The organism is Paenibacillus sp. OK003 (assembly GCF_900109515.1).
In the GTDB taxonomy this organism is placed as follows: domain Bacteria; phylum Bacillota; class Bacilli; order Paenibacillales; family Paenibacillaceae; genus Paenibacillus; species Paenibacillus marchantiae.
This window is the reverse complement of record NZ_FOBD01000006.1, coordinates 263,930-284,059: the sequence shown is the minus strand read 5'-3', so window position 1 is coordinate 284,059 and position 20,130 is coordinate 263,930. Positions and strand designations below refer to the sequence as shown.

Annotated in this window: 18 protein-coding genes; 7 read left to right on the top strand and 11 right to left on the bottom strand. The window is 46.4% G+C overall.

All coding sequences use genetic code 11. From position 1 onward, the window contains the following. Positions 1-206: 206 nt before the first annotated feature. Both BMW94_RS11525 and ftsW read left to right on the top strand, forming a co-directional pair. The gene (locus BMW94_RS11525; protein ID WP_053784292.1) at positions 207-554 is read left to right on the top strand and encodes a YugN family protein; all 348 of its coding nucleotides are present in this window, start codon (positions 207-209) and stop codon (positions 552-554) included. Positions 555-567: 13 nt separating this feature from the next. After that, on the top strand, positions 568-1,854 hold the full coding sequence (ftsW, locus tag BMW94_RS11520) for a putative lipid II flippase FtsW (protein WP_090998398.1): 1,287 nt from the start codon (positions 568-570) through the stop codon (positions 1,852-1,854). 192 nt (positions 1,855-2,046) lie between these two features. Here the strand turns inward: ftsW and BMW94_RS11515 are convergent, their stop codons facing one another. After that, a complete protein-coding gene (locus tag BMW94_RS11515) occupies positions 2,047-2,409 on the bottom strand; it encodes an Asp23/Gls24 family envelope stress response protein (protein ID WP_024631137.1) in 363 nt (120 codons plus the stop codon). A gap of 184 nt (positions 2,410-2,593) precedes the next feature. Here BMW94_RS11515 and cax point away from each other — a divergent pair, with 184 nt between their 5' ends. Continuing rightward, on the top strand, positions 2,594-3,664 hold the full coding sequence (cax, locus tag BMW94_RS11510; RefSeq protein ID WP_090998396.1) for a calcium/proton exchanger: 1,071 nt from the start codon (positions 2,594-2,596) through the stop codon (positions 3,662-3,664). 199 nt (positions 3,665-3,863) lie between these two features. Here the strand turns inward: cax and BMW94_RS11505 are convergent, their stop codons facing one another. From BMW94_RS11505 to BMW94_RS11485, 5 genes are all read right to left on the bottom strand, one after another. Further along, the gene (locus BMW94_RS11505; protein ID WP_024631139.1) at positions 3,864-4,157 is read right to left on the bottom strand and encodes an Fpa/YlaN family protein; all 294 of its coding nucleotides are present in this window, start codon (positions 4,155-4,157) and stop codon (positions 3,864-3,866) included. A 225-nt stretch (positions 4,158-4,382) separates the two neighbouring features. Further along, positions 4,383-4,628, bottom strand: a complete 246-nt coding sequence (locus BMW94_RS11500; protein ID WP_090998394.1) for an HPr family phosphocarrier protein — start codon at positions 4,626-4,628, stop codon at positions 4,383-4,385. A gap of 96 nt (positions 4,629-4,724) precedes the next feature. Then, positions 4,725-5,840: an aminopeptidase gene (locus BMW94_RS11495; RefSeq protein WP_090998392.1), complete on the bottom strand. Its 1,116-nt coding sequence runs from the start codon at positions 5,838-5,840 to the stop codon at positions 4,725-4,727. A 109-nt stretch (positions 5,841-5,949) separates the two neighbouring features. After that, complete coding sequence (locus BMW94_RS11490; RefSeq protein WP_090998390.1) at positions 5,950-6,816, bottom strand: hypothetical protein; 867 nt, start codon at positions 6,814-6,816, stop codon at positions 5,950-5,952. A gap of 132 nt (positions 6,817-6,948) precedes the next feature. After that, the gene (locus BMW94_RS11485; protein WP_090998387.1) at positions 6,949-8,928 is read right to left on the bottom strand and encodes a sensor domain-containing diguanylate cyclase; all 1,980 of its coding nucleotides are present in this window, start codon (positions 8,926-8,928) and stop codon (positions 6,949-6,951) included. 463 nt (positions 8,929-9,391) lie between these two features. On the opposite strand from BMW94_RS11485, the gene rpsD reads away from it, so the two are divergent. Together rpsD and BMW94_RS11475 are read left to right on the top strand one after the other, a co-directional pair. Then, on the top strand, positions 9,392-9,991 hold the full coding sequence (gene rpsD, locus BMW94_RS11480) for a 30S ribosomal protein S4 (RefSeq protein WP_063565580.1): 600 nt from the start codon (positions 9,392-9,394) through the stop codon (positions 9,989-9,991). Between the two features lie 357 nt (positions 9,992-10,348). Beyond that, a complete protein-coding gene (locus BMW94_RS11475) occupies positions 10,349-13,471 on the top strand; it encodes a transglycosylase domain-containing protein (protein ID WP_090998385.1) in 3,123 nt (1,040 codons plus the stop codon). A 164-nt stretch (positions 13,472-13,635) separates the two neighbouring features. On the opposite strand, the gene acsA is transcribed toward BMW94_RS11475, so the two are convergent. Beyond that, positions 13,636-15,360: an acetate--CoA ligase gene (gene acsA / locus BMW94_RS11470; RefSeq protein ID WP_063565578.1), complete on the bottom strand. Its 1,725-nt coding sequence runs from the start codon at positions 15,358-15,360 to the stop codon at positions 13,636-13,638. Between the two features lie 271 nt (positions 15,361-15,631). Here acsA and BMW94_RS11465 point away from each other — a divergent pair, with 271 nt between their 5' ends. Beyond that, complete coding sequence (locus BMW94_RS11465) at positions 15,632-16,264, top strand: GNAT family N-acetyltransferase (protein WP_090998383.1); 633 nt, start codon at positions 15,632-15,634, stop codon at positions 16,262-16,264. 152 nt (positions 16,265-16,416) lie between these two features. On the opposite strand, the gene BMW94_RS11460 is transcribed toward BMW94_RS11465, so the two are convergent. The 4 genes from BMW94_RS11460 to BMW94_RS11445 all read right to left on the bottom strand — a co-directional run bounded on the left by BMW94_RS11460 (position 16,417) and on the right by BMW94_RS11445 (position 19,263). Continuing rightward, positions 16,417-17,112 (bottom strand): 5'-methylthioadenosine/adenosylhomocysteine nucleosidase, encoded by a 696-nt coding sequence (locus BMW94_RS11460; protein ID WP_090998381.1) that lies wholly within the window; start codon positions 17,110-17,112, stop codon positions 16,417-16,419. Between the two features lie 161 nt (positions 17,113-17,273). Beyond that, on the bottom strand, positions 17,274-18,287 hold the full coding sequence (ccpA, locus tag BMW94_RS11455) for a catabolite control protein A (protein WP_024631149.1): 1,014 nt from the start codon (positions 18,285-18,287) through the stop codon (positions 17,274-17,276). Between the two features lie 92 nt (positions 18,288-18,379). After that, complete coding sequence (gene ytxJ / locus BMW94_RS11450; RefSeq protein WP_090998379.1) at positions 18,380-18,727, bottom strand: bacillithiol system redox-active protein YtxJ; 348 nt, start codon at positions 18,725-18,727, stop codon at positions 18,380-18,382. A 122-nt stretch (positions 18,728-18,849) separates the two neighbouring features. Beyond that, positions 18,850-19,263 (bottom strand): hypothetical protein, encoded by a 414-nt coding sequence (locus BMW94_RS11445; RefSeq protein ID WP_090998377.1) that lies wholly within the window; start codon positions 19,261-19,263, stop codon positions 18,850-18,852. A gap of 271 nt (positions 19,264-19,534) precedes the next feature. Between BMW94_RS11445 and BMW94_RS11440 the strand changes: the two genes are divergently transcribed. Further along, positions 19,535-20,062, top strand: coding sequence for a type 1 glutamine amidotransferase domain-containing protein (locus tag BMW94_RS11440; RefSeq protein ID WP_090998375.1), 528 nt, complete (start codon positions 19,535-19,537; stop codon positions 20,060-20,062). The last annotated feature ends 68 nt before the right edge of the window (positions 20,063-20,130 follow it).

Here is a 20,130-nt window from a genome sequence, read left to right as displayed (position 1 = left end):
CCATCCTTTCGCTCTCTAAACAGGACTTTCATCAAGCCCGAACCTTCCTCTTGAAACCTATTGCTGTATATTGTAGCAGAATTGGAAGAAAACCGATACGAATGACCGCTTGAAAGCTTGCACGGGAAGGGGAAACATACTATCATAAACTAGAGAAAAGAACGAGATTTATACTCTCGGAAGCTTATGAGGAGGATCAGACGCTTATGATTTTTGAGAATACAGGCTTGGATGGCTTGAAGAGCGACTTGGCATACCTGGATGAGAGCGCCGAGAAAGTCGGATTTGTCCGGTGGCAATGGGAATATTATCGTGCTACATATGACTACAAAATCGAAGATGAACAAACCAAATCGGAATACTTTGTACGTATTAATACCCGTGCGATCGATGGCAAACTCGAAAAACCGGATACGGTTCTAGCAGTTGAAGCTGTTTATCTTGGAAAAGCAACCTTTCCGCATGGTCTGGATTATGACTCTACCGTACCGCAGCCAGTCGTGAAGCTGGCGGCCCAAAAACTACAGCAGCTTAAAGAACTGCTGGAAGCTTAGGCTGGGCCGAACCATGAAACAACAAACGGCCCAAACGAAAACGAAGAGAGGCACGCCGGATTTTCAACTGCTAATCCTCACTTTATTGTTGGTGGGCTTCGGACTGGTGATGGTGTTCAGCTCCAGTTCCAGCATTGCAATTGCGAACAAAGGTTTTAACAATGATGCCCTGTACTTCACGAAAAAACAACTAATGTGGGCGGTTATCGGTTTAGTGGGCATGTTTTTTGCCATGAATATCCGATTTAACAAATACAAAAAACTTTATGCACCATTTTTCTTGCTCACCACGGTACTGCTACTAATTGTATTGGTTGCAGGCAAGAAGGTAAACGGTGCCCGAAGCTGGATTGAAATTATCGGCTTCAGTATTCAACCTGCAGAATTCGCCAAAATTGCCATTATTCTGTACCTCGCTGCACTGATTACCAAAAAAGGGGAACGGTTCAGGGATCTTAGGACAGGATATATTCCCGTGCTGGTCATTGTCGGGTTCATTGCAGGACTGATTATGCTGCAACCGGACTTTGGTACGTGCTTCATTCTTGTGGCTACTTGCGGTCTGGTCATCTATGCAGGTGGCGCCAGCATGAAACACATTATGGCTTCCATTTTATTGGTTGTGCTGGGAGCAGCATTGGCGATTGGAGCAAACGCATTGTTTTCTTCCATGTCTTCTTCAGATACTACGGATAGCACCACAACTACGGAAGCATCGCAGAACTATAAAATCGGCCGGATTCAGGCATTTTTGAATCCATTATCCGATACGACAGGTGGAAGTCTTAACCTCTATCGCTCCCTTGTCGCCATCGGCGATGGAGGCATAACCGGCTCCGGGATCGGACAAGGTACGATGAAGCTGCATTATTTGCCAAATGCCTATAACGACTTTATTTTCTCCGTAATTGGAGAAGAGCTCGGCTTTGTTGGAACTGCTCTGTTTCTGTTGGTCTACCTCTACTTCATCTGGCGAGGCATTATCGTCTCCCTTCGCTGTCCGGATCCATTTGGGACACTGGTCGGTATTGGTATTATGGGATTAATTGCAATCCAGGCATTTATCAACATTGGGGGCGTGACCCAGACCATTCCGGTGACAGGGGTTACCCTTCCGTTCATCAGTTATGGCGGTACCTCACTCTTTGTGATGATGGTGGCCATGGGTATCCTGCTCAGCATCTCACGTACCAATAATTTGGACGTCATCAAGGAAGAGAAAACGAAGTCGGTGACGGTTCAGACATCACGTACCTCTCCCGCACTTCGTTCACGTGAATCCATTCGCCGAATTCGGTAAATGGGACTGTTCCTACCGGATCAAATCATGTATCCCCTCAATAGAAAAAAGCAACACCAAAAAGGCTGTGCATCCGATGGGGTGCGCAGCCTTTTTGTGTGTACTCGGTTTTGTATACTCGGTACACTCTGTCTATCTAGATGAAGAACCAAGCCATCATAACGCTGTTCTTCCATCACGGATTGCTAAAGTTTACAGATCGTCGCCTCTGAAAGATACGCCTTCTACCTTTACATTGACTTCAACAACACGTAACCCCGTCATGGTCTCTACCGCTTCTCTTACATTCTGCTGGAGCATGCGGGAAACTTCATGAATCGGTGTCTCATACAGGACGATGATGCGCAGATCAATGGCTGCTTCCAGCTGGCCAACCTCCACGCCTACGCCTTTCTGTACGTTTTTACCGCTCAGGCGCTTGGCCCAGCCCTCTGACAATCCTCCAGACATTGCGGCAATTCCGGGTGTCTCCATCGCAGCCATTCCGGCAATTTTCGCCACTACGTCATCGGCAATCCGGATGTTTCCGCCCTCTAGTTGAAGTTGTTCTGCCATGCCACATCCTCCTTCACTTCGTTACTCGTATTTTAAATCCTTTCGACCCCAAAAAGCAAATGAAACTCAAAAAGATGCGTTTACAACCTACCATGATTTGGTTATATTGAAATATGAAAATAATCTCATAAGTATTTAGTCATATCGTTTAAAACAAAATAATTAGTTAACCGAGGTGTTTGTTGTGAGAAACCGAATTTCATCCATTTTGCTGATTGCCACCTTTGCACTCAGCGCCCTCGCCCACTACTTGAAATGGGATTCGATTCTGCAATTCGTCATTTCAGCCATTTCGGTTATTTTTGTGGCCGGTTTTTTAGGTAAAGCCACGGAAAATGTAGCCCATTATGCCGGACAGCGGTTAGGCGGATTTTTGAATGCTACATTCGGCAATGCTGCCGAATTGATTATCGCCATTTTCCTCGTCAAAGAGGGATTGTTCGACATGGTTAAGGCCAGTTTGACAGGCTCCATTATCGGTAACCTGCTGCTGGTGCTTGGTCTAAGTATCTTTGCCGGAGGACTCAAGTTCAAAATTCAGAATTATAACGTATCGCTTGCCGGCCTAAACGGCTCCCTGATGATTGTAGCCATCATTGCCCTGTTTATTCCAGCGGTCTTCCTGAACACCCATTCCATCACACAGAAGGATACGAACACACTCAGTCTCATTGTCGCAGGTTTGCTGATCCTTGCCTACATAGCGTGGTTGGTGTTCTCCATGGTTACACACAAGAACTATCTCGCAGATGTCACGGTGGATGAAGATGAAGAATTGCCGCATGAACATGCACCCGAGTGGTCTAAGAAAAAATCAATTCTCTATCTTGTTCTTGCAACCGTCATGGTTGCCTTCGTCAGTGAATGGCTCGTTGGCACCCTTGAGGTGTTTACTGAACAATTTGGACTCAGCGAACTGTTCGTCGGTGCGTTCCTCGTTGCCATTATCGGTAACGCCGCGGAACATAGTGCAGCCATTATGCTTGCCATGAAAAACAAAATCGGTGCCGCCGTGGAGATCGCAGTTGGCAGCAGTTTGCAAATCGCACTCTTCGTTGCTCCTGTGCTCGTTTTTGTCAGCTATTTCATGGGTAATACGATGAATATCGTGTTTACCACGATTGAACTGGTCGCCATCGGTGTGTCGGTGTTTATCGCCAAGTCGATCACACAGGACGGTTCGACCAACTGGTATGAGGGGCTGCTTCTTCTGGTGGTGTATGTTATTTTGGGTGTATCGTTCTTCCTGGTATAAAATAAGAGCACTCCATCCTCCTCAATGTTGAACCAGAAAAAAACAGCGCGTAAAAGGCAGCCCGGAAATCGCATTTCCAGGCTGTTTTTTCTTTTTTCCCTCTGCCTGAACCACATCAGACGAGCTGTTCCGATTCAGGCGCACAAAAAAAGCATGCAAACACCTGCATGCCTTCTATTCTGACCCACGCTATTGCAGGCTATTGCTCATTCTTCTTGTTCAAAGCTTCATATAGAATCGCCAGATTCCGCTCAAGCGCGCTTACCAGCTGCTTACCAGCACCTTCTGGAAGAAGCCCTGCACGAACAGCAAAATCGACTTCCTTGGAGAACCCATACATCTGTGTATCCAATACTTCCTCATAGAGAGGGCAGTAGCGGGTAGCCAGATTCTCCATCTGTACTTCAATAAGCTTCTGTATTTTATCTGCATCTTCTTGAAGAAGACTGATCGCTTTCAAGTGCAACTGGTCCTGCAGATCAGATGAAGTCATGCATTTTTCCCCCCTATGTCCCAAAAATCGCGTAAAGACGTTCTACCTCTAATATTAGACGAAATCAGGAGCTAATACAAGAACCTGACCAAAATAACCATACAAATTGAAGACACTTATTCCTGCCTAATCTCCCTATTTTACGGAGGTCTTGTCATACACCTGAACTATCTCATGCAAAAAAAACACCTCTGCCATAATAGGCAGAGATGCTTCTTAGTGCCATTACTCGGATGCGATACTCACATTCAGTCCATGTTTGGCAAATATTTCTGACATAGCTGCTTTGGCTTCAGCTGCATCCGGGCCATGAACGTGCAGTTCATAGCTGTGCGTGCTGATCAGCGTTGTAAACAGCCCCAGAATACTTTTTACATCGATATACTTGTTTTCTGAATGAAGTACAATTGAAGAAGTAAATTTGCTCGCTGTTTGAGCAATTTCAACTACCGCCGCGTTATTACTCGACATAGGAATCCCTCCGTCTTTTCACTTTTGGTATCATCTATTAATTACCACTACATGATACCGTGAATCCGCTTTCCTAGCAACAGCAAAATACTGTTCCTACTTCAGGCGATCCGGATTGAGGCATTCCAGCTCAGGAATTACGAAAATACCGTCTTTACGGATCAATACATCATCAAAGTAAATTTCGCCACCACCGTAGTCTGGACGCTGGATCAACACCAGATCCCAGTGAATCGAGGAACGGTTACCGTTATCTGTTTCTTCATATGCCTGACCTGGCGTAAAGTGCAAGCTGCCTGCAATTTTCTCGTCAAACAGAATGTCCTTCATTGGGTGCAAGATATGTGGATTGAATCCAATGGCGAATTCACCGATATGACGAGCGCCATCATCTGAATTCAGAATTTCATTGATGCGGTCTGTATCGTTGCTTGTTGCTTCAACAATTTTACCGTCTTTGAAGGTGAATTTGATATTCTCAAAAGTAATGCCGTTATACAGCGTTGGCGCGTTATAACTAATTGTTCCGTTCACGGAATCACGTACAGGGGCACTGTACACTTCGCCATCCGGAATATTTTTCTGACCAGAACATTTCTCTGCACCGATATCTTTAATGGAGAAGCTCAGATCTGTTCCTGGTCCAGTAATACGCACTTTATCCGTGCGTTTCATCAGGTTAGCCAGTGAATCCTGTGCTTTGTCCATTTTAGCGTAATCCAGGTTACATACGTCGAAGTAGAAATCTTCAAACGCTTCTGTGCTCGTATTCGCCAGCTGTGCCATGCTTGCATTCGGGTAACGAAGCACAACCCATTTTGTATGTTTTACCCGTTGCTCGCTATGTACCGGATGGGAATACAGTGAATTGTACATTTTCATTTTCTCTTCCGGTACATCGGACAGATCGTTCACATTCTCCCCTGCACGGATACCAATGTAACAATCCATTTGTTTCATCCGGTTCAGATCGATCTCTGCCCAGGTTTTCATCATTTCTTCTGTCGCATTTTTGAGCATGGCACGCTGTACTGTTTTGTCAGTCAGCTGTACAAAGACGTTACCGCCTTTTTTGCCTACTTCTTCAATAATTGCATTCATCAGATCACGTTCCGTGCCGATCATCTCAACCAGCACATTCTCACCGGGCTGTACATCTACAGAGTAGCCCACCAGATTGGCTGCGAGCTTCTGAATTCTTGGGTCCTTCATCGTGTAAACTCCTCCTGTCATCCGCCATTCCTGAATTGAACAACGGTAAATTACGATACTATTGTAGCACGCTACAACGATCCCGTCAGCAGGCAGTCCCGCAACTCATCTACTCATAAGCCCTGAAGTTTACATCTGTGACAAGAGCTTCTTTATTCTTTTTACTGTTCATGTCCTTATAGCTCACCTGGCTTTCCGAGGAAAGTCGCAAGGGCAAGCTGGTTTTCCGATCCACGGTTAGATGATACACCGTTTGTACCTCGGCCTGTTTCATCATCTCTTGCATCGATGTTTCACCTTGCTCCCACACTTTGTTCAAATCCTTCTCCAGCTTCGCCTGACTGCCTCCCTTAACCGCAGCTGCCTTGTGCATATACTCTGCCCGGATTGCATCCATCTCGTCGTTAAGCTGCGCAAGTGCCCAGGTTTTGGCATCTTTCGGCGCGAGTTCAATTCGCAGTATTTTCGTTCGTCGACCTGAACCGTATTCGGACTTTATCGTTTTGTTCAACCGATCGATACTTTCCATTTGAGCGATGGGATTAAAACGGGACAGTGATCCGCGCAGGGGCTCATGTTGGGCGGTTAAAGCCATCCATTGTCCTTGTTTGCGTTCAAAAGATGCGCTGAATCCGCTCGGTTGCCCATTATTGTTAACAGTGGCGGCATTTACTCCTTTCACTCCCGTTCCTGCAACAGTCACAGCTCCAGGCAACCTCGTTTGCAAGGTCAAGCGGTCATGATCCTCCAGCTTGCCCTCAAATTTAAACTGATTTTCGAACAGCCCGCTGCTTTCGCGTCGCAATCCTGCTTCACCATCAAAACTAAGCTTTTCTTTACCTGCAATTCCGGATAAAGCCAGTGAAAATAATTCCTCGGGAGTTCGATCTCGCTCTAACAATCCACAACCAGGAGCACATAACACAACCATGCTCAGAATCAACAATAGCCCACGTATATACCGACGGTTCAACATGTTCTATTCCACCTTTCCATCAAACTTTCTCCATAGCCTGCCCCTCCCTTATTTGCTTATACTTCCTTCCTTTGGCATCACCTCTTCAAAAAAATAAAGAGAGGACGACTCCGCAATCGGAATAGTCCTCTCTTAACGTGTAACTTCCTGTTCTTCCATGACGATCCGGTTACGACCGCCATTCTTCGCATCGTACAGAGCCATATCAGCCCTGTAAAATAACGATTCCACACTAACCTTCTCATCCATCCAGTTCCATTCGGCAATACCACTGGATACGGTCACGGAAGGTCTTGTCTCTTCAGCAACTCTCGTACGAATGATTTCAGCATACTCCAGTGCCTGACGAGCACCAATCTGAGGCATATAGATGGCCAGCTCTTCCCCGCCCCATCTGGCACAGACATCCTCAGGCCGGACGGAACTTGTTACAATGTCGCTTACCTGCTTCAATACCTGATCACCCGTTTGGTGCCCAAACGTGTCATTCACCTGCTTAAACTGGTCAATGTCCACGACAACCAGTGAACCACAGAATTCATGAGCCTGACGTTCATGGATCACACTATCCAGGTAATGCCTCACAAAAAGCCCTGTCAGCATATCCAGGTTGGCCAAACGTCTTACCTCGGCGTGAAGCGTTGCATTGGAGAGAGCAAGTCCAATATGAATAGACAGCATCTGCAGCAGACGGTAATTATCGTACGAAAAATACTGCTTTTTGGGATGTCCCAGCAAAATAGCACCCTTCACTTCGCCATTTACCCTTACGGGTGAAGCAATCAAGGACATCGAGCCTGTAAGATCCATGAAAACCGATGACACTCTATCGTATTTCGCATAATTGGATAGAATGAGCGGTTCTTCGGTTTGATACAGCAATCCAGCAATTCCATAATCCATCGGAAAAGATTTGCGAGATAACTCATTCACATTGGATGACATCACTTCGAAATGATCCGTACTGTCATTCAGTTGAAGAATACAACAGGATTCAGCCTGAAAGATGTCCTTCAACTCCTGCTCGGAGATTTGATAGATCTCCATTAGCTGCAGGCTTTTGTTCAAACGTTGTGTCAGATCATTGATTAGACGAAGTTCCTGGATCAACATATTCGATTGCTCGTGCAGCTTGGCATTTTCAAAGGCAGTTCCTGCTGTATCGGCCATCATCGTAATGAGTTGGAGATCGGAATCTTCCATTAACTCCTCTTTCATCTCAATATGAAATACACCATAGATCCCTTGTTTGCCTTTTAGAGGAAGTCCAACCTCCAAAATTCGATGTTCACCTTCATCTGAGCGAACAACAATGAGCTTGCCTTCCATAAACGATTGTACACAGATGTCTTCTCCACGCTCATGAACAAGCAATGGTTTAATGCGGGGGTTGAGGCTGCTCTGATCCTGAGACATATACAATGTCATGCGGGTCGTTGGATATAAGTAGTCAATGCTGTCAAAGACTTCATCCAATATGGCATCCACATCCATTTTGTCATGCATCCGTTGAACGATTTGGAACAGAATTGACCTTCGGTGCTCTTCACGAGCCGTTTGTTCATGAGCATGTAATAGATCCGTCATAAATATGTATTCAAATCTTCGGTAAAAGCAGGTACGATAATGCAATGCCTCCGATCGAACAACGGCTTCAGACGTGTCATCTCGATTTTGCTCGTAGGTTACAGCAGTGAAGACAGCAAACATATCCCTGTTTGTTCTGGAGAACAGAGGTTCAGCCATTAGATGGTACTCTCCATTTTCAGTGGTGCCACGTAACGACTGTGCCTGTCCCGATTCAAGGCATTGCATCACAGTTGAATGAACATCGAGCAATGGAGCCCCTTCATTCCCTTGCCCCATACAGATCCCTTCTGTATTCCATACGTTGTATATGATCGATGATCTGTCGGAGTGCGGCCGCCGTTGGAAATGCCAGTCGGTGTATGCTTGTTGCAGCAGGCTTCCCAAATATGAAAAATCAAAAGGTGTGATGTCCATTTTTTGCATCCAGAATACATGCGCTTCGTGAGGAGCGGCAGAAGATGCGGAATCGCCCGAACTTCGCGTATTCAAGCTGGCTGGTTTACTTCTTAGATGTTCTAACATGTCAGGCGCTCCTTTGCACCGTTTTTGCATCCACTCGGATGCATTAATCTGCAGACGTTATCGCAAACCTGCAAATTCTATGCGATAACCTTAATGTACAAGATCATTTAAAGTTAAGATACAATCTATTTTACTCTCTTTAAAGCATTTTTGCATCCATATTTCAGAAAATTGTCCCATTATTTTGGGCCTAAGGACCTATCGACAAATTTAGACGTTTTTTTGCTTTTATCACACGCTTGACTTTGTTTCTAGTAAACTGTAAAATAAATTGTTGATGAAGACTACTAATGGGTCTTTAAATTTGGGCATTACCGGTTGTGTCACCCTCATTCTTTTTGTTGCTTTCAGGACAGCGGCTGAACTTTCCTGATCGTTCTATGTGTGGCTTAGCCCGCATCAACAAATTGGAGCGCAAACAGAGCCCTATATGAACTTTAACTAAAAAGGAGCTACTTTAAACATGGCACGTTACACTGGTCCTAAATTTAAATTGAGCCGTCGCCTCGGCATTTCCCTGAGCGGAACAGGCAAAGAATTGAAACGTCCTTTCCCTCCAGGTCAGCACGGAGCTAACCAACGGAGAAAAATCAGCAACTACGGTATGCAATTGCAAGAAAAACAAAAATTGCGTCACATGTACGGTTTGGGCGAGAAGCAATTCCGCACTCTCTTTGCTAAAGCGCAAAAAATGCAAGGTATCGCAGGTGAAAACTTCATGTTCTTGCTTGAGAGCCGCCTTGATAACCTCGTATATCGCCTTGGATTCGCTAACTCCCGCGCTGGTTCGCGTCAGTTGGTATCCCACGGTCACGTAACTGTAAACGGCAAAAAAGTTGACATCGCTTCTTACCAAGTAAGCACTGGCGACGTTATCAGCCTGCGTGAAAGAAGCCGCGGTCTTTCTTCCGTTAAGGAAGCTTTGGAAAACCGTTCGCATCTTCCGGCATACGTAGAATTCAACGATACTGCTCTGGAAGGTAAATTTATCCGTTTGCCTGAGCGTTCGGAATTGTCCCAAGACATCGACGAAAAACAAATCGTCGAGTTCTACAACCGTTAATCGTTGGAATTTCATTAAGCTTTACATCAAACAGCTGTCCGAGATTTTCTCGGCAGCTGTTTTTTATTTCGAGAGAAACAAAAAGCAAAAAAGTGGAGGTCATACCTGCACCTAATGCATGGATATGGCCTCCTTCCTATACATAGTCATCCATTTTCATCTACACTCGGACACTCAGTGCTTCCACGTTTCACTTAAATTCTCCGCGACTTCTCATGAGATGTAAATCAATTCCGCATGATATATATCATAATCCAAGAAAGAATGGCAATTTTCGACCATTGCTTGTATTTCTCAGGCATGCAAACCAGCCTTTTTATGCTATAATAAGTGCTGTTAAAAGGAGGAAGACACTGAATGGTTGATGTTAATAAGAAAAAGCCCGAGGAACAGCCTGCCCGCAAGCGCAGTTTTGCCCGCAGACTGGGTAGTTTCGTCAAATGGATGGTTGTCCTTGGATTCATGGGGGTACTATTTGTAGGCGGTGCTCTAATGGGATACGTCAGTTCCATTGTTAAAGACGAACCCGTCCGTTCACGGGCGCTGATTGAACAAAAAGTCAGCGAAAACTCCATCACAGGCTTTGCTTACTTTGCCGACGGCAGCCCGATCGGTCAATTACGAACAGAAGAAGACAGGCGTCCGGTCACCTTTGACCAGATCCCGCAGAACGTTATTGATGCAGTCATTTCGATTGAAGACAATCATTTTTACGAACATAAAGGTGTAGACATGAGCGGAACGCTCCGTGCCGTGAAACAGAAAGTGCTGAAAGAATCTGTTCAAACCGGCGGTAGCACACTGACTCAACAATTGGCCCGGCGTGTATTCCTCAATCTGGATCGAACCGAAGACCGGAAAGTGAAAGAAATATTACTTTCGCTCCGACTCGAACGTTTCCTGACCAAAGACGAAATTATGACAGCGTATCTGAACAAGGTTCCTTTTGGTAACGGCTCCAGTGGATATAATGTATATGGAGTCAAGGCAGCTGCCAAAGGACTGTTCAATATTAATGATTTGAGCACATTAAACACAGCTCAGGCTGCTTATCTTGCCGGATTGCCTCAGCTCCCCTCCTCTTACTCTGCCTTTAATGGAAAAGGCGACTTTGTTGAGGAAAATTTTGAGCGTGCAATCAATCGTCAGCATCTGGTCTTGCGCCGTATGCTGGAACTGGGCAAAATTAATCAGTCCGAGTATGACGAAGCTCTTGCTTTTGACATCAAGAGTTCACTCGCACCCAAAACCATCAAAGCTTACAATACTTATCCATACCTTATGATGGAAACAGAGCGACAAGCTGCACAGATTTTAATGAAGCAACTGAATTCGGATAAGGCTGAAGGCACGGATGCCAATGCGGATACAGCCAAGGATACGGATACCGATACACCGCAAAAGGAAAGCAGTGCCCTGCTGGAAGAAGCTCAGCAGCAATTGCGTACAGGCGGATATCGTATCTACACGACGATCAACAAGAGTATCTACAAAACAATGCGTACCATTGCCGAAGATGACAGTAATTTCGCTGCTGACGATCCCGTGAAGGGAAAAGAACAGACGGCTGCCATGTTGATCAATCACAAAACAGGAGCCATTCTCGGCATGATTGAAGGCCGTAATTTCCAGGATGAGCAGATGAACTATGCAACTCAGATGGTGCGTCAGCCAGGTTCAACCATGAAACCTATTGCCGCTTATCTGCCTGCACTGGATGAAGGACTTGTTCAACCGGCTTCCATTATTGACGATTCACCGATAATTCTGAAGGACGGCCAGACCGGATTCCATATTCCGAAAAATGCCAACAATCGTTACCAGGGACTTGTGACGGCCCGTAGAGCACTCAACTACTCGCTAAATGTGCCTGCGCTTAAGCTATTCAACGAAGAAGTTGGTATCGACAAATCATGGGCTTTTGCCAAGAAGCTGGGGATTACCACCATCCAGCCGGCAGATTACCAAGCTCAGACCGGTGTTCTTGGAGGACTTCAGTACGGTGTTACCGTTGAAGAGCTCACCAATGCCTATGGAGCCATTGCCAACAATGGTGTGTACAATGATTCCTATATGATTAGCAAAATCGTAGACTCAAAAGGAAATATCGTATATAAACACGATGCAGAGCCTGTTCAAGCTTTCTCAGAGCAGACGGCATACCTGATGACAGATATGCTTCGCACCGTTATTACGGAAGGTACAGCCGATAAAGTTCGTGAAAATTACAAGTACTCCCAGAGTGTGCCGATCGTAGGCAAAACGGGTTCAACTCAAAACTATGCCGATGTCTGGTTTGAAGGCTATACGCCGGATGTCACATTGGGTGTATGGGTTGGATACAAACAGCCTGTAAACACCCTGGAGACCAAATCACAGAAGAAACGTGCACAGCAGCTGTGGACGCAAATCATGAATCAAGTCATCGCTACTGACAAAGAGATGTTCGTAACCGATGCGTTCAAGAAACCATCCGGGATCGAGACACGAACTGTATCGGCTTATAGCGGCAAATTGCCAACCTCTCTGACTGACCGATTTGTCACTGATATTTTCAATAGCAAATTTGTGCCGAAGGACAGCGATGATGGTGTCGCCAAAGCCAAATATATCACTTACAATGGTGTCAACTACATTCCGCGTGATGAAACACCTGGAGATATGACGAAAGAGAAAACCGTCGTCAAGCGAAAGAAACCGATCTCTGATCTCATCAAGGAACTGCAAAGTGCATTCTCACGCATGAGTCGTCACGAATCACTTGCATATTACCTGCCGGAAGATGCTGATGCAGACATGCCAACACAGATCGATCCAAGAACGGATAATGGCAAAGCACCAGATGCACCAGGCAATGTGAGAATCTCCGTCGCCAACGGGAACGCCGTGATTACGTTTAACGCAACACCGGAAAGTGACGTGGTTGGTTATCGCCTGTATCGCTCATTAAATGGCGCCGGATTCCAAAATCAGGGGCAGGTTGTCCTGACAGGTGAGTCCAGATCATTTACCGCATATGCACAAGGTGGAAACTTTGCGTTCTACGTGACAGCAGTGGATGTAGCTGGTCGTGAGTCTGCTCCTAGCGCAGCAGTTAGCAGTGCGGGAACGGTGGAGCCTCCTGCAGATGAAGAAATAAATGAACCGATTAATGTTCCGGGAACAGTCGTTACACCGGAAGACTCCCAGAATGAGAACGCCGCAACTACGGCTCCGGCTACACCGGGCCAAGTGAGCGTGTCGGCGCTCTCCCAAGGACTGCGCATTCAGTGGGCCTCCAATCCGGAATCGGATGGTGTTCAAAGTTATGCTGTATATTTTAGTGAGACAGGGTCAGCCCCTTACACCAAAATTGGCACAACTTCAGGGACCTCCATGGACTACGGAGTACCTGCATCCACCAGTGGATGGTTCAAGGTATCCGCCAGCAACAGCATAGGCGAATCCGAGCCTTCTGGAGCCGTGCATTTCCAACCGTAATACAGAGTTGTCACAACTCCACTCTTAACCCCATTCTCGCATCATGAGGATGGGGTTTTGTTATTTTCATTGATATCCAACAGTAAAAGCCTGATCCGCAATGAGACACGGATCAGGCTTTCAATTATGGACAGGCAGACGCTTTGCATCCGCTGGTTTACGCTTTAATCTTCAATGGTCGATAGATCGCCTGTCGGCAGATCCAGCTCCCACGCTTTCAACACACGGCGCATAATCTTGCCGGAGCGAGTCTTGGGCAGTTTATCCTTGAACTCAATCTCACGCGGAGCGGCGTGAGCCGACAAGCCCTCTTTTACAAATCGATAGATCTCTTCCTTCAGCTCCGGTGTCGGCTCATACCCCTCACGCAGTGCCACAAAGGCCTTGATGATCTCTCCGCGAGTTACATCCGGTTTGCCGATAACGCCTGCCTCTGCTACCGCAGGGTGCTCTACGAGCTTGCTCTCCACCTCAAAGGGTCCAATGCGTTCACCGGAAGAGTTAATGACATCATCGATCCGACCCTGGAACCAAAAGTAGCCATCTTCGTCCATATAAGCGGAATCACCGGATACATACCAGCCAGAAAGTCGGAAGTACTCCTCGTATTTGGCCGGGTTATTCCAGATCTTCGCCATCATGGACGGCCAGGAAGTACGAATAGCCAGGTTCCCCATACTGTATGGCGGCAGTTCCTGTCCTCGATCGTCAATAATAGCTGCTTCAATGCCCGGTAATGGACGTCCCATGGAACCTGGTTTGATTGGCATACCCGGGTAGTTACAGATTAACTGTCCCCCCGTCTCCGTCATCCACCAGGTATCATGAATTCGCTGTCCATAGGCTTTCCAGCCCCAACGGACAACTTCGGGATTAAGCGGCTCACCCACAGACATAACGTGACGGAGACTGCTCAAATCATGCTGGGCAATGGTCTCTTCGCCCGCTCCCATCAACATGCGGAAAGCCGTCGGCGCACTGTACCATACGCTGACTTTGTTTTTCTCAATGGTGCTGTACCAGTCTTTCGGACTGAAACGTCCCCCACGAATAACGTTGGTCACACCATTCAACCATGGTGCAAAAATCCCGTAAGAGGTACCTGTTACCCAGCCTGGATCGGCTGTGCACCAGTATACGTCATCCTCGCGCAAATCGAGTACAACCTTGCCGGTGTAATAATGCTGAATCATCGCATTCTGCACATGATATACACCTTTCGGTTTGCCTGTAGAGCCGGAAGTATAGTGAATCAACAGACCGTCTTCGCGAGTCAGCCACTCCACTTCCATATCATCCGAAGCTGCGGACATCTCTGCATCAAAGTCGATGAGCCCTTCTTCCGTCTGCGGACCGCCACCCACAACAAAAATATGCTTCAGTTCAGGCAATTCGGAACGTTTGATTCGTCCCAGCAATTGAGGGGTCGTTACCAGTGCCACGGCTCCGCTATCCTCCAGTCGGTCCTTCACCGCAGTTTCCATAAAGGCTTCAAATAGCGGACCTGCAACAGCCCCAACCTTCAATATGCCCAACAGGCTGAAATAGAGCTCAGGACTGCGAGGCATAAAAATAAATACCCGATCACTCTTAGCAATACCATATTTGCGGAGAACGTTACCGAAGCGACTCGATTGCTCACTCAAGTCAGCAAACGTGTATGCCTCTTCACGCGTAGCATCACTGTATAATAGCGCCGTTCTCCCGCCTCTTCCTTCCAGCACATGACGATCAATCGCTTCATGCGCCATGTTAACTTTCCCGCTGGCGTGCCACGTAAAGTGCCTTTCGACCGATTCCCAATCAAACCGGCTTCGGGCCTCCGTGTAATCGCCCAGATTAGATTCAGACACAACCGTTTGCAGCATCTCACCATGTGCTTGACTCATGCTTGCCAGCCTCCTTCAACTCGACATTTCGATTCCCAATATGGGTCACTTCTGATTGCCTTTGTGTTGACTGAACTTCCAGTTAGCGCTTACATTAGTAGAGAGAACTTCTCATCATGTACTTGCCAGGCCAAACCGATGAACCCAAACTGCAGTTGATTTGTGAACATTTTTTGTCTACGCAATTATAGCAAATCTTTTCAATCATCGTCTATGGCTTTTCAAATTTTTGGTTTTTTGCTATAAGTAGGGGGAGAGAGGAGCATGAACTATGGAGCATATTAAGGAGCATCATATGCGTTCCATCTTCAAGTCCGGCCACCGAATCATCATTGAGGGACCCGTTCAGGCCGAGACAATTAAACAGCTTGAATTCCATACCGATCTGGATGCCTTCAGGCGCCCTTCAGAACAACAGAAGGCATTGGTCGAAATTGCGGCATTGCCTGAAGGTCGAATTATCATTGCACGCGAAAATGAGACCATTGTCGGTTATGTGACTTTCCATTATGCAGATGAATGCGAGCGTTGGTCGGAAGGCAATATGACCGATTTAATTGAGCTGGGCGCCATTGAGGTTGCGGACTCCTATCGCTCTCTCGGGATTGGGCGCGAAATGCTGCTCACCGCGTTTGAAAATGGACAGATGGAGAAATATATCATATTCACAACGGAATATTATTGGCATTGGGATTTGAAGGGCAGCGCCCTTTCCGTATGGGATTACCGCAAGATGATGGAAAAATTAATGCAAACCGTAGACATGACCTGGTACGCCACCGATGATCCCGAGATTTGTTCACATCCGGCAAACTGCCTCATGGTCCGCATTGGCAGCCAAGTGCCCCTGGAATCGGAAGAACAGTTCGACCGCGTGCGATTCCGCCATCGTTTTATGTACTAATCACGAATGCACATGAATGATTTCCGAATACGTATACATAGAAAAACCGCCTCTTCGCGAACAGGTTCATCATGGATGATCTGCTACGAATAAGCGGTTTTTTGTTGCTTTTTAAGCCTTTATCATGCTCAACATGCGTATAGCTTATGGGGTTACATATGTTCCAGCATATGTTCCACAATACGGTGAGAGCGCTGGGAAGACTCCACAGTAAACTCGGCAAAGTTCACATGTGCTGATCCATCCGCCTTGTCAGACATGGCGCGAAGTACAACGAACGGAACGCGGTTCATGAAACTCACTTGCGCTACGGCAGCTCCCTCCATCTCCGCACATGCCCCATTCATTTCACTATACAGCATTTTCACCGTATCCTTGCTGGCAATGAATTGATCTCCTGACAGCACTTTGCCGATCAGATAGTTCGCTCCCTGCGCTTTGCAGGCTTCTTCAGCTAATGCGATAAGGGATGCTTCTGCCGGGAAGGCGGACGTCTCCTGGTAAGGAATAACCCCGCGCTCAAATCCAAGTGGGGTCACATCCATATCATGCTGTACACATTCGGAAGAGATGACCATATCTCCAATATTCAACTCCGGATGAACTGCACCCGCAACACCTGTGAAAATAATACGATTAACCTGAAAACGATCAATCAAAATCTGTGTCGTCACAGCCGCATTTACTTTACCCACGCCTGATTTGCAGACTACAATCTGCTTACCTAGCCATTCACCTGCAACATAGGTAATACCAGTTTGTTTTACAGTCTCTAGTTGCTTCATACCAGCCAAGAGAAGTTCGACTTCCTCATCCATTGCACCAATGATACCGATCGTTTCACGCATGTTCTGACCTCCTATATAGCATTCTGCATTCTGCCCATTCAGCACAAAAGCTCCGTTTCCGGAGCTTTCGTCATTCCACTATGTAGAGAGAATGCCTTCTCCCTTTCTTTAATCATCTTCCATTTCAATCAGAAATGACGATGAACCATCAAAGCCTGTATTTAAACTACGTCTGCGTGGCTTACAGACAGACGAAGAATCGTTTCATGCGGCAAAATAACCCGTGGGTTCTCCACATTTTCCTTCTTCATCAGTTTGGTCAGCAAACGCATCGCTACAGCGCCCAGGTCATACATCGGTTGAGCTACAGTAGTCAACTGAGGACGGACCATGGAAGCCATACGGATGTTATCTACACTGATGATAGAGAAGTCATCCGGTACTTTCAGACCTTCATCCTGAATGCTGTGAATAGCACCAATCGCCATCTCATCTGTTGCAGCGAAGATTGCCGATGGTTTTTTCTTCAATCCGAGGAAATACTTCATCGCTTCCACACCGGACTCATAACGATAGTTACCAATGCGTACAAGATCCTCCTGATATTCCATACCTGCTGCTTCAAGCGCTTTCTTGTACCCTTGGAAACGAGCATAACCGTTGGCAGGATCTTGCAGTGTACCACTGATCATTGCGATTTCCTTGTGTCCATGACGGATCAACGTATTTACAGCGTCAAATGCCGCTGCTTCATGATCGATATCTACAGAAGGGTACGTGCCCTTCTCATCGCTTGTTGCACAGAGAACAATCGGCACCGCCGCTGATTGGAACGCCTGAATATGCTCGTCCGTCACCGTTCCACCCATGAAGAGCAGACCGTCCACTTGTTTCTCGAGCAACGTGTTAATTACACGAATTTCTTTTTCTTTCTTCTTATCCGCGTTACACAAAATAATGTTGTAGTGATACATATTCGCAATATCTTCAATTCCGCGGGCAATCTCTGCAAAGGTTGAGTTCGAAATGTCCGGAATAACGACCCCGACCGTGGTTGTCTTCTTGCTCGCCAGACCTCTGGCTACCGCATTCGGACGATATCCCAACCGATCGATGGCTTCATATACTTTTTTGCGTGTCTGTGGCTTAACATTAGGGTTATTATTAACAACCCGTGATACCGTTGCCATAGAGACACCGGCCTCACGTGCCACATCATAAATGGTTACCGTCACAGTACTTCTCTCCATTACCAGTAAATTTTCATACCATTTTCATTAAGATTTATATTACGACAAATTTATGCATTAATCAATTAAAATAGGCTTTAGGACTCACGCAGTGCTTTCGTGATTGTGGTTGAAGTAATATTCGAGTGGGAAGTATGCCATACAGGAATTCCCTTTTTGACTAGAATCACCTGCGGAGATTCGTGCTTAACACCCAGCTTGTCCGCTGCTTCGTTGGACACAGGGCGATCTTCCACTACATAGATGATACCGTATTTCACTTGTTCACTTGGACTATTTTGCAAATAATCGTTCATCTCCTGATAGGCGTTCGCGCTGATGGGGCAGCGTGTACTGTGCTTAAACAGAAGCAAAGGTTGATCCTCGGTAGCCTCCACTGCGGAGTTTAGCTGCTCAATACTTGTCATTTTAGTCATGTCAGCCATTTGATATACATCCCCCTTTACCAGGATTACCGCTATGTTGAGCGTTTTCACTCTACGATATCTTAACAAAAAGCGGGCGAAAAAGCCAATTTTCATGAAAACAAGCATTTTGCACGTCAAAATTAGACAGCATTCGAGAAGTGCGCCTGCCAGACAAAGCCGGATAATTGACCTAATCTGCGCTGTGTTGTCTCGATCCAATCTTCATCATTAGACTTCTGGGCGTAACCCATAATGTCCAGCAGCAGGTTAATTCTCTCCTCCACAGCACGCTGCATTCGATGCTCCATCTCACGATCTGTAGCGTCCGGCCAGGCCAGCAGCTGTTCATGAAAAAGGTCCGCAAGTTCATTTCGTTCTCCAAACGATACATCCTGTTTTGCTGGCTGTTCACCGAGTGTACTGATGCACTCTTTCAAATCCGGCTTGACCGGCTGAAGCACTTCATAGGAAACACAATCTGTACAAGCAAATACAGGTACGTTACGAATCTCCACCTTTTTGGCATATACCACCGTTCTTAATTCCAGTTCCATTACATGTCCGCATCTGCACGTCTTACGCACAGTCATCACCTCATTCGTTCTATACTCTTATACAGATACCATTCGACCTATTTCCGCTTAAATCCTGCTACAAACCAGAGGTTGCACAAATTACCACCGTCTCCAGAAGAAGGTTGTCGAATGTAGGCATTCGTTGAGTTGTAATCGCTTCCCTGATCGCTAGATTGCATGACGATGAAGTCACCATGATAATCTGTTACAATAAAGACGCTATGTGCTAATTACCGCAAAAGGAGAGCTGATGATGAGATTAACAGGCAAAAAAGTCATCGCCCTGGTCGATGAAGAATTCGAAGATCTGGAACTGTGGTATCCGGTGCATCGTGTCCGTGAAGAGGGCGCTGAGGTGCATCTCGCCGGAGAGAAAAAAGGCAAAACCTATATTGGTAAATATGGTGTTCCCGCTGAGGCGGAATACAGTTTTGATGAACTCGATAGTTCACAATATGATGGTATTCTTGTACCCGGGGGCTGGGCACCGGACAAGCTTCGTCGCTACCCTAAAGTACTTGAACTGGTAAAGGAAATGCATGCGAATCGTAAGCCAATTGGACAGATCTGTCACGCAGGCTGGGTACTGATATCCGCTAAAATACTCGACGGGGTTACAGTCACATCTACACCGGGTATCCGGGATGACATGGAAAACGCCGGAGCCATCTGGAAAGATGAAGCCGTTGTTGTGGATGGACACATCATTTCAGCTCGTCGTCCACCTGACCTTCCGCCGTATGGCAAAGCATTTTGCGATGCACTTGCTGAAAAATAAAACAAAGCCCCGCGCCAAATGGCGTGGGGCTTTGTCGTTGAAATAAGACTTTTTTCCAAAATTGTACA

Bases quoted from the DNA above. Each gene is read 5' to 3' on its own strand.
- BMW94_RS11525 (WP_053784292.1), top strand. From the start codon at position 207: ATGATTTTTGAGAATACAGGCTTGGATGGCTTGAAGAGCGACTTGGCA.
- ftsW (WP_090998398.1), top strand. From the start codon at position 568: ATGAAACAACAAACGGCCCAAACGAAAACGAAGAGAGGCACGCCGGAT.
- BMW94_RS11515 (WP_024631137.1), bottom strand. From the start codon at position 2,409: ATGGCAGAACAACTTCAACTAGAGGGCGGAAACATCCGGATTGCCGAT.
- BMW94_RS11505 (WP_024631139.1), bottom strand. From the start codon at position 4,157: ATGACTTCATCTGATCTGCAGGACCAGTTGCACTTGAAAGCGATCAGT.
- BMW94_RS11500 (WP_090998394.1), bottom strand. From the start codon at position 4,628: ATGTCGAGTAATAACGCGGCGGTAGTTGAAATTGCTCAAACAGCGAGC.
- BMW94_RS11495 (WP_090998392.1), bottom strand. From the start codon at position 5,840: ATGAAGGACCCAAGAATTCAGAAGCTCGCAGCCAATCTGGTGGGCTAC.
- BMW94_RS11490 (WP_090998390.1), bottom strand. From the start codon at position 6,816: ATGTTGAACCGTCGGTATATACGTGGGCTATTGTTGATTCTGAGCATG.
- BMW94_RS11485 (WP_090998387.1), bottom strand. From the start codon at position 8,928: ATGTTAGAACATCTAAGAAGTAAACCAGCCAGCTTGAATACGCGAAGT.
- rpsD (WP_063565580.1), top strand. From the start codon at position 9,392: ATGGCACGTTACACTGGTCCTAAATTTAAATTGAGCCGTCGCCTCGGC.
- BMW94_RS11475 (WP_090998385.1), top strand. From the start codon at position 10,349: ATGGTTGATGTTAATAAGAAAAAGCCCGAGGAACAGCCTGCCCGCAAG.
- acsA (WP_063565578.1), bottom strand. From the start codon at position 15,360: ATGAGTCAAGCACATGGTGAGATGCTGCAAACGGTTGTGTCTGAATCT.
- BMW94_RS11465 (WP_090998383.1), top strand. From the start codon at position 15,632: ATGGAGCATATTAAGGAGCATCATATGCGTTCCATCTTCAAGTCCGGC.
- BMW94_RS11460 (WP_090998381.1), bottom strand. From the start codon at position 17,112: ATGCGTGAAACGATCGGTATCATTGGTGCAATGGATGAGGAAGTCGAA.
- ytxJ (WP_090998379.1), bottom strand. From the start codon at position 18,727: ATGGCTGACATGACTAAAATGACAAGTATTGAGCAGCTAAACTCCGCA.
- BMW94_RS11445 (WP_090998377.1), bottom strand. From the start codon at position 19,263: ATGGAACTGGAATTAAGAACGGTGGTATATGCCAAAAAGGTGGAGATT.
- BMW94_RS11440 (WP_090998375.1), top strand. From the start codon at position 19,535: ATGATGAGATTAACAGGCAAAAAAGTCATCGCCCTGGTCGATGAAGAA.